Here is a 13,457-nt window from a genome sequence, read left to right on the forward strand (position 1 = left end):
CCGCGCCCTTACCCGTCGTATCCCCTATCCACCGTGTTCCCCTTTGTTCAGCGAGCCCCCCTTTCCAGTAAGCCCCCTTACGAGTCTTGCAGGCCACAGCCGCCATTACAGCGCTTAACTGCGAGTCTTGCGGTCCGTAGCCCGCGAGCGCTTAACTGCGTGCCTTGCGGTCCATAGCCGCCAACGCAGCGTTCGTCGCTGGTTCCGTATCTTTATCGGACGCCGCCTCTTCCCGCGCATGTTCCATAGCGACCGCGCGAGCCTCCTCGCGCTTCTTCAACGCGCGAATCGCCTGCACTCGTTCCGTCCATCCTTGCCACGTGTGCGTATGACGCATGGTGTTATCCGCAAAATTCTTCACCGCAACTCGCTCGGAACGCCATTCGATGAGCGCCGAGCTCGCGAGCATCGCCACCGGCGCTACCAGAGGATTAAGGAACCCCGCGACCGCGAGAACAATAGCCAGCCCGTTATAACCCCAGCTGAGCCAAATGTTCCAGTCCACAATGTTACGGATGTGACGCACGAGGTTAATGACATCGGGGATAGCCTGAACGTCCTCGCGCATCACCACCACGTCAGCGGTGTGCACGGAGGCCGCGTCCAGATTCTCGCGCGCTCCCATGAGAATCCCCACATCAGCCGCACGCAATGCCATAGTGATGTCCTTATCCCCGACCATCGCTACGTTATGACCCTGCGCATGCAAACTGCGCACAGTTGCTTCTTTGCGCCCCGGCGCGATACCTGCCAGCACCGTGGAAATCCCCAAGGAATTAGCGATTCGGCGAGCCACCGGGTACATATCTCGAGACAGCATAAACGTTTCAATGTCCATACCCTCGAGCTTGTCCACTGCCAGCGGAGCATCATCCCGGAAAGAATCCGCGAGGTTAATCACTCCACGGTCCTTGCCTTTCCAGCGAACGATAACGGGGGTTCCTCCGGATACTGCGGCAGAAGCCAACCTATGATCCTTCAGCTCTCCGAGATCACGCGGACGCCACAACGATGCCTGTACATGGCGTAACTCCCCGCCCAATGGAATATCCACCACGCCAGAGAAAGAGCCATCCTTATTGATGGAAACTTCCCCGGTGTCCAGCCAATGTGGGATCTCGTCGCCACCCGCATTGGCATCCCTGGCCTCGCGATCTGCCCGAACAATGGCCTTCGAGACAGAGTGCGTGGACTCCATGGATAACGCCGCGGCCACGCGGAGAACTAAATCCGCGTTCTCCCCTTTAGCCGGTGTGACGGCAATGACGTGCATCGGACCCGTTGTGAGCGTCCCTACTCGGTTGAAAATAATGGAATCAATCTCGGCAAGCTGGTGAATGGTACCGGTCTCGCGCAGCAGCACTCCCTGTGACGCGGCGCGTCCAATGCCTAACCGCAAAGCTAAAGGAGCAGATAGCGCCAACGCCACGGGAGCCACGGCCACCATGACCGACAAACTCGTGGCCATCGCGGCATCCACGGAACCAGTAACAATGAGCCACACGAAGAAATTGATGATGGCAATGGCCATCGCCCACGGCACCAGCAGGCTTGCCGTGCGGTTGGTTAGCTGAGTGAAGCGGTTTTCGTCCTGAACAGCATTATTCATCCAGCGCTGCATTGCGGCGAGGCGAGTCTTGGATCCGGTTTCTTGCACTCGCAATTTCAAGGGCTGGCCTTCATTACGAGCTCCCGCATAGACCTTGTCCCCCACGGAGACCTTCTTCCGGCGATCAACGCCTCCCACAGGCCCCATGTCTACCTCGGACTTGCCGGACATCACCTCGCAATCACTCGGAACCCACGCACCATAAGGCACGATGATGTCATCGCCGCGGCGAAGCTCCGTCGGCGCCACCTGCGTTTTATTCACCCTGCCTTTCTTGGTTTTACGCACCACCGTCACTTCCTTACTCAAGGCATGGGTAGGAACGGAGAGGATTGCGCGGGAACGTAATTGGTTGCGTCGGGAAAGGAGGCGGCCGAATAACAACAGAATGGCGACGCCGCAGGCCACGTCGAAGAACATCGACCCTTGCATCTGTGGGTTTGACCAGTCGCGCGCAATGAGCACCTGGCGGGTGGTCCACCCGACCTCACCCGCGTCGGTGAAAATCAGTGCCCAGAGGGAATAGAGGTAGGCGAGGACGATTGCCATGGAGCTGGCTCCATCGAGCGCCGACATACCGCGACGCAATCCACCCGCCATCGCTCGGTGAAAAGGCCACGCACACCAGGTCACGACGGGGGTGGCCAGAGCCGCCGATACCCACTGCCAGTAGTCAAATTGCCAAGAGGGAACTAACTCTACGGCGACAACCGGCAGGCCCAGCACCACGGCGACGATGAGGCGCAACCTCGTGATCAACTCTCGGGCTGTGTGCAAAACCTCCGTGCCATCAAAAGGATTGCGCAAGCGGCGATCCATCACAGTAGATTCCGCACCTCGAGTACGTGAACTCACCGTGAAACGGGAACGGTGCTTCGCATAGTGATGGCGCCGCATACGGGAGCGTGTCTCCTGCAAATCCAGGCGTTCGGATCGGCGACGCAGAGTGGAAGCGGTCATCCACCCCTCCACACCGCAATTGCGCATATGACGCATAAGATCCGCGGGATTGACGTAGTCCTCCGCAGAAATCCACGCCATACGAGAGGAATAGACCACCACAGCTTCCACGCCGACCATGGCGTTGAGGTCTCGTTCTAACGCCGTTGCATCGACGGCGGATTCGAGCCCCACTAAGCGAAAAGCAAAAGATGCAAGCCCGTGGTTTTTGGACAGTTCGCGGCGTTCCGGCGAGCCGGGGCGAGCCGCGCGTTCCATATCAAAACCCGCAGTTTTCGCTGCAGCGCGTGCCTCGGCGATGGCTCGATCGACGGATTCGACCGTGCCCCGGCGTTTTTCCTCTACGACATCGAAATCCGGCTCCTCAGCAGGTTCGGGAACACCAGATGTCCCAGCATGTCCGGCACTGTATTCAGCCACTGCTGTGAGCCTTTCTCTCGAATGTTCCGCACCCGCTGTCAGCGGGACAATGCATCAAAGGTCACATGGTATAACAAACGAGCTGGTTCGCGCCGTCCCGTTGCTCCGGTAAGCCTTGTTGACATTGCGGTTGACATTGCGATCCACACTGACATGTAGGAGGTTGCGGTTCAGAATCGGTTCCTGCCCTTTGATCACAGTGGACCCGTAGTAGGTCACAGATTCGCCGTGCATCGTTCAAGCGTCAGCACGCTCGAATGGTAATCTTCATTTTTCACGAATCCGTCTCCCAACCCCTACGAGCTGATCCAGAGTAAATATAACCAGAGTATATATAACCAGTGAAAAAGATAATAGTAGCTGAGCCTTAGAATCGCTAGTTAAGAAAAAGAGTAAAACAACACCACATAGGAGGGTTAGCGTAGGACTTGCGAGGATCGAAAGGAAAATACTCCTTTTACCTTTAACAATTCTTGTGCCAGTCAACCTTATCACCAGCTATAGCCGCGCTAGCCCCACACGGGCCAGCAAAAGATCCAGTTAAGCCGCAGTAAAACCCGGAAACAATGCTACACGCACCAATTCCCACATAGCCCTTTTAGAATTTTTTATCGGATGATCGAAGACGGACCCCGTTATCTTCGATTGGGAGAAATTCATCTCTGCTAAGACTGGTGACGCAGTCCCAACGGAAGCCGTTGAAAATATCGCTATAAAAGTGACAGCAGTAAGCTTGATTCGAATGTTATTCACACCATTTCCCAGCCTTGTTTATATCAAATGGGCAAATGGGCGAACATATCAAAGACATTGGTTCTCTTCTAACGTATTCGAGAGACGCACTCAATAGGATCTCTAAATCCTTCCATCGCTAGTGCAGCTGAGATGAACGGATCTTGTGAATACACAAAGCTCTGCACCTGAACTTTTGCCTGATTGAGGCTGGTGCCGACCTATGCGAAAGCCACCCTCGCAATGGATCATTGCATGGCTAGGTTTTGATGGACTTTACAACCAGTACCCCGGAGTTCCAGGTTGGTCAGTATCGACCGCGTGGACAGGAAATTCTATTTGCTGGTAAAGATGGCGTATCTGCAACGGACACATTGGCTCTATGTAGTAGTCCTCAGTGGAGACAGGACGATACTTCGGATCGCTACTTCTTGTCCTCAGCTTGCTTTTCTTTTGCTTCCTTCGCAGCCTTCTTGGCTGCCTTTTCTTCTTCGCGACGCCGCTGCACAGCCTCCGCGTACTTTTCCACCTCAGCGCGGGATGGTACTCCCAACCATTCCTCATTGCCCGGTCGGGAGAAGAACCACATGCCGACCACAGCCACAACACCAGAGAGAATGTTCAAGATTCCCAACATCAACACAAAGCCCAACGGCATGGTGGATGGTGCATCGCTGAACACCAAAAGGACAGCCTGGAGTGCAAGGTAGAGCGAACCGACGTTTAGGAAAACACGAGAATATGGGGCACCTCGCCCTGCACGCAGCGTCAGCCACGCGCACACACCTGCTGCGAAAAGCATCCAGACCAGCATGGATAAATTCAGTGCTTGCGCCTGAGTGGAAGGATCTGCATCAATGAAAGCGCTGCTTACACTACCCATCCCCTCAGTTTGGGTCTTGATCTCAGTCTGAAGTGCACGCGGATCGACGATGTTGGCCACAAACTGCACAATGGCGTACATGGCCTGCATGCTGGACACGCTCAGCCACGCCATCACACCAAAGCGGACGTCTTCGGGGGCATCCTTCAGGTTCGGTGCCAATCCATCCTTGCGGCCGACCTTCGGTGGTATGAGGTCGTCCTTATTCCCTGATTTTTGTGTGTTTTTCTTCACGCCGAAATTCTTGCCGTTCATACGGCTTCCTAGCCTACTGACTCTCGGAGGAATATGCTCCGACTTCTAGAGCGAAGGATACTCCACCGTACACCAGGTTCACCAAGCAACCGGTTCCACGCACAGCTGGGCACTGGACTCACCAAACAACTGGCCTCACGCACAGCTGGGCATCGGCATCCGCGAATACCAGGCGAAGCGAATACCGAACGGTTCTCATGGCTTCTTCGCTCATGTCCTCTTTAGTCCTTAGCCCTTAGCCATTAGACATTAGTCCTTAGCCATTAGCCATTAGCTCTTAGCCATTGCGCAGCATATGCGCCGCTTTGGTTGCCCAATACGTCAGGATAATGTCTGCACCAGCCCGGCGAATACCGGTCAGCGATTCGATAATCGCCGGTTCCAGATCGATCCACCCCCTCTGCGCCGCAGCGCTGATCATCGCGTACTCCCCAGAGACCTGATACGCGGCGACTGGAACGGGTGACATGTCGGCAATCTCTCGCAATACATCCAGGTAAGGCATCGCTGGCTTCACCATGACAATGTCAGCGCCCTCGTCAATGTCCAGCTGAGTCTCCAGCAGAGATTCTCGGCGGTTGCGGGCATCTTGCTGGTATTGGCGTCGATCACCCTGCAAGGAGGAGCCAACAGCCTCGCGGAACGGACCATAAAACGCCGACGCATACTTCGCCGAATACGCCATGATGGATACATCCTGGTGTCCTGCTGCGTCCAGCGCCTCACGGATACGGCGCACCTGGCCATCCATCATGCCGGAGGGACTCACCATATGCGCGCCAGCGTCGGCTTGAGCAACAGCCATATGAGCATAGAACTCCAAGGTGGCGTCATTATCGATGATCGTCTTACCGTAACGGTCCGTGGACAACACGCCACAGTGACCATGATCCGTGAACTCGTCCAAGCACGTATCAGCGATCACCAGGATCTCATCACCGAATTCCTTGCGCACAGCGGTCAACGCGCGGTTGAGCACACCCTCCTCAGAGATTCCAGCGGAGCCAGTCGCATCCTTGTCCTTTTCCAGCGGAACACCGAAGAGATCCACTGCGCCCACTCCTGCCTCCACGGCTTCCTCAACTGCTTTCAACAGACTCGACGGAGTGTGTTGCACCACCCCCGGCAAGCTGGTGATAGGAGTCGGCTCCGCAGAGGTGGAATCCGCACGATCTGCGATGAACATCGGAAGGACAAAGCGACTCGGGTTGAGATCCGTCTCCGCCGTGAAGCTTCGCATCACCGGTGACGTACGAAGGCGACGTGGACGGCGGGAAGGGATGAACGACCCCGTGGCAGGTGTGGAGGAAGAAGAGCTAGTCATAATGCCTCCGATGGTAGTCCTCTACGAGGGCGCGACAGATACTGGGGTTAGGGATACTGGGTTCAAGGATGTATCGTCGCCGGCGGCACCGAGGTCGTGGATGTCATGGGAATTGCGGCGCCCGACGCAGCATTATCAGTAACGCTCATCGCTGGAGTCGCCGCGGCGTTCTTACGCCGGCGTCGACGCTTGCGCGGCGGGGGCAGCTGCCCAGCCGCACGTAGATCGGCTACGTGGGAAGCCAGCGCGTCCACCAAATCCTCCACCCCGGCATGCTCCGGCATCACGTCCACACGCAGTCCGTGCTCCTTCGCCGTCTGCGCTGCCATCGGCCCGATACAGGCAATGATGGTGCGGGTGTGCGGCTTTCCAGCGATGCCCACCAGGTTCTTCACGGTGGAAGAGGAAGTGAAACACACGGCATCAAAGCCGCCTGTTTTGATCATGTCCCGGATTTCCTGGCTCGGAGGCGCGGCGCGAACAGTGCGATAAGCCACCACGTCGTCAACTTCCCAGCCCAACTCGATGAGACCATCGACAAGCACGTCCGTGGCAATGTCCGCACGCGGCAAGAGCACACGGTCCACCGGATCCAGATCCTCGTCATGGGGTGGGAATACCTCAACCAGCCCAGAAGCGTTGCGGGCATGTGCTTTGGGAAGAAGCTCCGGCGTAATGCCCAAGTCGCGTACCGCCTGCGCAGTCTTCGGCCCCACAGCAGCTACGCGCACGCCCGCGAGAGCGCGGGCGTCCAGGCCAAACTCCGACAGCTTCTCCCACGTAGCTTTCACGGCGTTAACCGAGGTGAAAACGATCCAATAGTAACGGCCGTCCACCAAGCCCTTAATGGCACGCTCCATCTGGGCTGGGCTCCGCGGTGGTTCTACCGCAATGGTCGGCACCTCCACGGGGATCGCTCCGTGTGCGGCGAGGCGGGCGCTCATAGGGCCCGCCTGGTTTTTTGCCCGCGGCACCAGAACCGTCCACCCATAGAGAGCGCGGTTTTCCCACCAGGAGTACTTGGAACGCTTGGAGGGGTCGGCTTCTGAACCGATCGTCACAAGCAGTTCATCGGGAAGCTCCCCATCCTTTGCCGCGGGGCCAGATGCGGCGGCGATGGATTTGAGGGTATCCAAGGTGGTGTCATAAGAACGTTGGCGACGAGTAGTTGCATGCACAGTGACGGTAGCCGGCGTGGTGCCGGGAATGTCCCGATGCTTAAGTTCAGAGGCGATCTCCGCCAGGTTGTTCGGAGCCGCCGTCAGGATCAGTGGCAGCCCTGCACTAGCCAATTGATCCCAGTCCGCGTTGTCGCGTACGTCGGCGACAGTAACGTCAGGGCCCACTCCGATACCAGTGAAAGCAGGGACGGCCGCCGCGCCTGTCATGCCGGGGATCACCTGGAACTCGATGCTCAGTGGATCACATAGGGCTTCCACTTCATGCAGTTCCGCCATGACGGCTTCGTTACTCAGTGGATTGCCGGCGACAAGGCGCACCACATCATCGCCTGACTGCGCCCGTTTCACCATCTGTTCGGCGATGTCGCGCGGCTGGCCATCCTCAACAAAAGGTATCGCGTACTCAATCTCTGCAGCACTTGGAGGTTCAGGGCGTGGCGGCTTGCGGCGTGCGCCCGCTTCCTTCGCAGCTTTCACTTGTGCCTCCCACGCAGCCTCGGCGGCATCCAGCTTTTCCTGTGGAACCGGCACGTGGGCGGCGATGAGGCTGCGGACACCCACGGTGACGGCGGGGTCAACCCATGCGTATGCGGTCTGCTCTAGGACGTCGCGTGCGCGGACGGTGAGAAGATCCGGGTTGCCTGGACCTGCACCCACAAACAGGATGCGTCCCGTGCCCAGGGAGGTATTTCCGGAATCGGTCATTTGTTGGCTCTCTTGATTGTCTTTTGTGTCTTCTCCGCGCTAAACGAACGTCCATGGTAGGTTGTCATGCCCCACCTGGTGGCGAGCAGATCAGCGCGTGAATCGATGAGGGATGGAGAAAAAGGCTCTGTTACTGGGGTGGGCGGCACTATTTTTCGGCCGCCATGAGTCTTTCTGCTCCTGCGTCGAGTAAGGCACGCCCCACGGTGGAGCCAGCCTCCCGTGCTCTCAGCTCTGTTTCCTGCCATGTCCTGTCTTTCAGCGTTCCGGTAGGTCCCAGGGCAATGGTGACGGTGGTGGAACGGACCAAGGACTCGGATCCGTCCAACGCATAAGCCCCGCCATGCACCGTGATGGTGGCACTAGTGCCGTCCTCAGCGGTGTCAATCGTGGAATAAGCAGCAACCGGGGCGGAACAGCCTGCTTCTAGGGTGGCCAGAACAGCCCGCTCGGCAATCGCCTGCGCATGGCTCGGGGTATGATCCAGCGGTTCCACAGCTGCCCAGGCTTCTTCGTCATCACTGCGTACTTCCACGCTCAGCGCGCCTTGAGCAGGTGCAGGCATGATCAACGAAGGATCAATGGATTCAGCAGCGTGTTCTAACAACCCCGCACGAGACAGACCGGCGCGCGCGAGCACCACTGCGTCGAGATCCTCATTGATCCGCCCCATGCGGGTGGTGATGTTGCCACGGATTGGAACTAGTTCTAAGTCAGGGCGCACAGCGAGGATCTGGGCAACACGACGCGGAGCGCCCGTTCCCACCTTGGCTCCCTTCGGCAGCTCCAAAAGGGTCCTGTTACCCCTGCTCACCAGGACCTCTCGCGCATCCGCACGCGGTGGAACGATAGTTGTGAAGCGGTTGTCCGGTGCGGTGGGTAGATCTTTGAAGGAGTGCACGGCAATATCGCATTCCTTCTGGGCCAGGGCTGTGCGCAGAGTTTCGGTGAACACTCCCACGCCAATCTGGGTCACCGGGGTTTGCGCTGCCTGCGATGCATCGCCGGGGGTATGCACGATGTGAAGCTCGCAGGAGAAACCTTGCTTCAGCACGCCGTCGCGGACGTGGCCGGACTGCGTGGTAGCGAGCAAGGAGCCGCGGGTGCCCAGTAGGAATGTGCGTGCGGTCGTCATTACTTGTTACCTCGAGTGCTGTCGGAAATGCTGTGAACAGTAGTGGTGTTTGGTATGCGCAGTGCGGCGCTGTGATTGCCTGCGCGCTGTGCGGGCACACGTTTCACTCTGGCCTCGGTGACAGATTCAATCACGCCCGTCGGCAACTGGAATAGTGCAGCCAATGCATCTGGATAACTCACTGCTTGCCCTGAGGCCGAAAGCTTCTTGGCCTGCACCGTAGGTGTATGGAGCAGTTTATCCACGAGCTTGCGCATGGAACGCTCTACCTGCTCGCGGTCATGCTCACTCATAGTGGGCGTTTGCCGCTCTAAGGCCAGTAGCTCGTCAGCTAACAGGTCCACGGCTTTTTGGCGCAAGGCCTTCACTGTTGGAACGACGGCCTGAGCTCGTTGTTGCTCTATGAATTCGTCTAACTCCTCAGCCACGATACGACGAGCGGGATCTTCATCCTCCACCCCCTCGCCGGCCATGGTGGTCAGTTGTTCGATGTTGAGCAGATGAACGTTGGGCAGTTCCGCTGTGGCTTGATCGATGTCACGAGGCATGGATAGGTCCACGAGCACCAACGGGCGGCGGTTGCGCCTGCCGTGTGCACATCGAACATGCTCCTCAAGCACAACGCACCCAACGGCTCCCGTGGCGGATACGACGATGTCCACATCCGCCATGGCTTCCGGCATTCTCTCGAGCGGCACAGCAGTGGCCTGCACCCCTGCTTCTTGAGCATGAGCGACCAGATTCTCCGCCCGGGATAGGGTGCGGTTAGCCACAATAACCTGGTCAATACCGAGTTTTCCCAGATGTGTAGAGCTGAGGGAGGCCATCGCACCCGCGCCGATAATCAACGCGCGGCGGCCTGCGAGAGGTGTGTCGGCGGTAGCGTCGATATCGAGGTGATCAAGTGCCTTGTCGATGGAAAAGGAGACCATGGATGCACCAGCAGTATCAATGTTGGTCTCGGTATGTACGCGTTTGCCGGTGCGTAGAGCACGTTGGGAGAGGTCATGAAGGGTGCGTCCCACCGTGCCGATCTGGCTCGCCTGCTGGTATGCGGTGCGCAGTTGCCCGATGATCTGTTGCTCACCCACGACCATCGAGTCCAAGCCCGACGCCACATTCAGCATGTGCTCGGCGGCGGCATCTGAATAGTGCACGTAGAGATGAGGCTCTAGGTCTTCTACAGGTAAACCGGAGAAATCGGCGATGGTCTCTACAACGTGATCGAGCCCCGAGTGGAAAGCGTTAGCCACCGTGTAAAACTCCATGCGGTTACAGGTGGATAGCACGAGCGCTTCGGAAATCACATCGTTATCCAGCAGAGACAGTTGGAGTTTGGGCAGGTCCGTGTCCGCCACGGATACTTTTTCCAGGATAGGGACGGGAGCGGAGCGGAAGGACAGCCCCACCAGCAGCACTGCTGCGGTGCCTGTCGCTGCGCTAGCGTCCATACCTAATTCATGCCTCCTGCAAGCCTGTACCCGGTTGAACTCATGAGAAGACACGTCCCCCGGGGGAAGTTACGGCTACCTACGGTATCCCTTAACCCACCCCAATGACAAAACGTTCAGGGGGTTTGTTATATGGGGGCAGCTGAGTCAGCCGCAGCACTGGCGGGCCACCTGTCCTTTTCTAGCGGCTCAACTGCTCTGCTAATTCGTCGTTGTCCACTTCCCAGCAGGCAAATTCTTCTTCGTCGACTAAGATGACGGGCACTCTGTCGCCAAATTCCATTTCTAACTGCGGATCGGCATCTGGAGCGTCCACTTGTATCACGTCAAGTTGCGCGTTGGCGTCGATGATAACGGGCAGGATTTGCCGTTCCACCCGCTGGCAGGATCCACACGTGGAACGGGTGAGGAGCGTGACATGATGTGGAATGGGGGATGAGCTTTTCATCTCGCCAATGCTAATACTCCGTTAATGGTCATGGAGTATCCTCACTTTCTCCGCCGACCGAGTAGCTTGGTAAGCGTGAGAAAGCAGCCCGAGGATTCCCGCCAGAATGACCCTCGCATTCCCGACGTCCCCCCTATGGTCGATGCCGTTGATAGCTCGTTGTCCGGTGCATTATTAACGGCCCGTAGCGCCGCTCGTAATTTTCTTTCTCGTTTTGTGTTCCCTACCCGTGGCGAGACTGCTCAGAGAGAGGCCGGTGAGGCGTCGGTTAAGGAGGCTCTGGGTAGCCTTTCCTCCCCTTCTCCTCAGTCCGGCACCACGTCCTCTCTTTCCTCCGACGCCACGTCCGCTCCTTCCCCCGGCACCACGTCCTCTCTTTCCTCCGACGCCACGTCCGCCCCAGCGGTCATCTCTCCTGCGGTTGAAGACTCTCCTTGGGAGACGTTAGACCCGGATGCACCTCATGATTCGGAAGCCATTGATGAGTTGGCTGCATCTCTCAACGTCGATGATGAGCATTTGCGTGAAGGTTTGCGAAACATCCGTGGTGCTGCGGCTGCTGCCGGCGGAGCGAACAAACTCAATCCCCCGGATCCAGCCATCCCACAGGAAGTGGGGGCTGCTGCATTCTTTGACGTGGACAACACCCTGATCAAGGGGGCCTCCATTTTGTTGCTGGCGCGCGGTCTGGTGAGGCGTAGATTTTTCACTCTCAGGGAGATCACTGATTTTGCCTGGAAACAACTGAAGTTCCGGCTGGGCGGGGAAAACCAGGGTGATATCGATGAGGGGCGCGATCAAGCCCTGGCGTTGGTGAAGGGACACCGAGCCTCTGAACTGACCGAATTGGCTGAGGATATTTGGGCGAGAAGCATCTCTGATCGTATTTTCCCCGGGACGAAGGAACTGGCGGATAGGCATCTGAAGTCCGGGCATCAGGTGTGGCTGGTGACGGCCGCTCCGGTGCAGTTGGCGCAGATCATTGCTCGTGAATTGGGTTTCACGGGTGCCTTGGGAACGGTTGCGGAGGTAAAGAACGATGTGTTCACAGGCCGAATGGTGGGCGATATGCTCCACGGGCCGGGTAAGAAACATGCGGTGGTGGCGCTAAGCTCCTATGAAAATCTGGATTTGAGACGCTGCACTGCCTATTCCGATTCGATCAACGATGTGCCAATGCTGTCCATGGTGGGCACTGCTGTTGCGGTCAATCCGGATTCTCGCTTGCGCAAGGTCGCGAAGAAAAACGGTTGGGAGATCCGCGACTATCGCCGCACAATGCGTGTGATCCGCGGGGTCGGGCGAGGCGCCGCATGGGGGGTGAAGCGTCCTGCACGCTACGCTGTGCGGGTCAGCGGCCGTTGGATCAAGCGCCGTTAGTACAGGGGTGAGGGCTCTGCTCACAGTGAAATGCAAAACTCCGCCCCAGCCGGTGTGGCTGTGGGGCGGAGCAGAAAGGCTATATTCGCAAGCGCGAACGGCGTCCCCGCGGACGGGTTCGGCTTACTTGCCCAACTTCCGGCGCTGAACACGCGTACGGCGCAGCATCTTGCGGTGCTTCTTCTTGGACATGCGCTTGCGGCGCTTCTTGATCACAGAACCCATGACGGGAACCTCACTTCTATCTGGTCGATCTGTTCAGTTTGCAGCCCGCCTGTCCGTAGCTATACGGACTTGCTGGGCCGTATCTGCTGAGGCGGGCGGAAACTGTGCCGGGGGCGTACCGACACGAATGGGCAACAGTTTAGCGGTTAACCTCTCACGGAAACAAAAAGCCCCCTTTCTTCTGCCGTCCTCACGGAGAGGCTCTGAAAGGGGTCGGCGCGTGTGAAGCGACCGAGAAGGCTGTGATTTTAGCCAGCCTGAGTTCCACCCTGGTACACGCTGGAGCCGAGATATTCTTCGACAGCCTTCTCATGTACGCGGAAGGAGCGGCCTACCTGAACTGCGGGAAGATCCCCGGCGTGCACGAGGCGGTACACGGTCATCTTCGATACGCGCATCAGCTCTGCAACCTCTGCGACGGTCAGGTAAATTCCGTTTTCGTTGTTAGGCATTGCTCATCACTTTCTTGGCGCTCTCATGCGCTGCAGGCTTCCCCTCCTGCAAGACTTCACACGGGAATCGCTGCGGACTATCTTAACGTGATCCTTGAGACAAATGTGTAACGAGGGGGAATTTACAGCGGTAGTTATTAGCAGTAAACCCGCGTGTCTCCAGGCACTTTTTGAGGTCAGATAGCTCTGACGTGGCAATTGTTACCAGTGTGAACCAGTGGTGCCACGGGGGTAAAAGTAGAACTTTAGAGTCTGACCCAGAGAGTGTTACTCAAGTGTTGCTCCCAGCTAGGGTAG

The 13,457-nt window shown here is 57.6% G+C and carries 10 protein-coding genes; 1 reads left to right on the forward strand and 9 read right to left on the reverse strand.

Translation table 11 applies throughout. From position 1 onward, the window contains the following. Nucleotides 1-151 precede the first annotated feature (151 nt). The 7 genes from GP473_RS08215 to GP473_RS08245 all read right to left on the reverse strand — a co-directional run bounded on the left by GP473_RS08215 (nucleotide 152) and on the right by GP473_RS08245 (nucleotide 11,103). Nucleotides 152-2,989 carry a heavy metal translocating P-type ATPase gene (locus GP473_RS08215; RefSeq protein WP_246394763.1) on the reverse strand — a complete coding sequence of 946 codons (2,838 nt, stop codon included), beginning with the start codon at nucleotides 2,987-2,989 and terminating at the stop codon, nucleotides 152-154. 1,156 nt (nucleotides 2,990-4,145) lie between these two features. Continuing rightward, complete coding sequence (locus GP473_RS08220) at nucleotides 4,146-4,859, reverse strand: hypothetical protein (RefSeq protein WP_185770392.1); 714 nt, start codon at nucleotides 4,857-4,859, stop codon at nucleotides 4,146-4,148. Between the two features lie 277 nt (nucleotides 4,860-5,136). Next, nucleotides 5,137-6,183 (reverse strand): porphobilinogen synthase, encoded by a 1,047-nt coding sequence (hemB, locus tag GP473_RS08225; protein WP_185770393.1) that lies wholly within the window; start codon nucleotides 6,181-6,183, stop codon nucleotides 5,137-5,139. 62 nt (nucleotides 6,184-6,245) lie between these two features. Continuing rightward, nucleotides 6,246-8,069: a bifunctional uroporphyrinogen-III C-methyltransferase/uroporphyrinogen-III synthase gene (locus GP473_RS08230; protein ID WP_185770394.1), complete on the reverse strand. Its 1,824-nt coding sequence runs from the start codon at nucleotides 8,067-8,069 to the stop codon at nucleotides 6,246-6,248. A 148-nt stretch (nucleotides 8,070-8,217) separates the two neighbouring features. Next, nucleotides 8,218-9,204 carry a hydroxymethylbilane synthase gene (gene hemC, locus GP473_RS08235; RefSeq protein WP_186276839.1) on the reverse strand — a complete coding sequence of 329 codons (987 nt, stop codon included), beginning with the start codon at nucleotides 9,202-9,204 and terminating at the stop codon, nucleotides 8,218-8,220. Further along, nucleotides 9,204-10,655 carry a glutamyl-tRNA reductase gene (locus GP473_RS08240; RefSeq protein WP_185770396.1) on the reverse strand — a complete coding sequence of 484 codons (1,452 nt, stop codon included), beginning with the start codon at nucleotides 10,653-10,655 and terminating at the stop codon, nucleotides 9,204-9,206. Before GP473_RS08240 ends, hemC begins: the two co-directional genes overlap by 1 nt. Nucleotides 10,656-10,836: 181 nt before the next feature. Next, entirely contained in the window at nucleotides 10,837-11,103 is a 267-nt protein-coding gene (locus GP473_RS08245) for a glutaredoxin family protein (protein ID WP_185770397.1), read from the reverse strand. Nucleotides 11,104-11,178: 75 nt separating this feature from the next. On the opposite strand from GP473_RS08245, the gene GP473_RS08250 reads away from it, so the two are divergent. Further along, on the forward strand, nucleotides 11,179-12,483 hold the full coding sequence (locus GP473_RS08250; RefSeq protein WP_343061418.1) for an HAD-IB family hydrolase: 1,305 nt from the start codon (nucleotides 11,179-11,181) through the stop codon (nucleotides 12,481-12,483). A gap of 123 nt (nucleotides 12,484-12,606) precedes the next feature. Here the strand turns inward: GP473_RS08250 and GP473_RS08255 are convergent, their stop codons facing one another. Next, nucleotides 12,607-12,708 carry a 30S ribosomal protein bS22 gene (locus GP473_RS08255; RefSeq protein ID WP_003855542.1) on the reverse strand — a complete coding sequence of 34 codons (102 nt, stop codon included), beginning with the start codon at nucleotides 12,706-12,708 and terminating at the stop codon, nucleotides 12,607-12,609. A 248-nt stretch (nucleotides 12,709-12,956) separates the two neighbouring features. Further along, nucleotides 12,957-13,160 carry a helix-turn-helix domain-containing protein gene (locus tag GP473_RS08260; protein ID WP_185770398.1) on the reverse strand — a complete coding sequence of 68 codons (204 nt, stop codon included), beginning with the start codon at nucleotides 13,158-13,160 and terminating at the stop codon, nucleotides 12,957-12,959. Nucleotides 13,161-13,457 lie beyond the last annotated feature (297 nt).

The organism is Corynebacterium anserum (genome assembly GCF_014262665.1).
In the GTDB taxonomy this organism is placed as follows: domain Bacteria; phylum Actinomycetota; class Actinomycetes; order Mycobacteriales; family Mycobacteriaceae; genus Corynebacterium; species Corynebacterium anserum.

Coding starts and splice junctions, on each gene's coding strand:
- GP473_RS08220 (WP_185770392.1), bottom strand. CDS start 4,859: ATGAACGGCAAGAATTTCGGCGTGAAGAAAAACACACAAAAATCAGGG.
- hemB (WP_185770393.1), bottom strand. CDS start 6,183: ATGACTAGCTCTTCTTCCTCCACACCTGCCACGGGGTCGTTCATCCCT.
- GP473_RS08230 (WP_185770394.1), bottom strand. CDS start 8,069: ATGACCGATTCCGGAAATACCTCCCTGGGCACGGGACGCATCCTGTTT.
- hemC (WP_186276839.1), bottom strand. CDS start 9,204: ATGACGACCGCACGCACATTCCTACTGGGCACCCGCGGCTCCTTGCTC.
- GP473_RS08240 (WP_185770396.1), bottom strand. CDS start 10,655: ATGGACGCTAGCGCAGCGACAGGCACCGCAGCAGTGCTGCTGGTGGGG.
- GP473_RS08245 (WP_185770397.1), bottom strand. CDS start 11,103: ATGAAAAGCTCATCCCCCATTCCACATCATGTCACGCTCCTCACCCGT.
- GP473_RS08255 (WP_003855542.1), bottom strand. CDS start 12,708: ATGGGTTCTGTGATCAAGAAGCGCCGCAAGCGCATGTCCAAGAAGAAG.
- GP473_RS08260 (WP_185770398.1), bottom strand. CDS start 13,160: ATGCCTAACAACGAAAACGGAATTTACCTGACCGTCGCAGAGGTTGCA.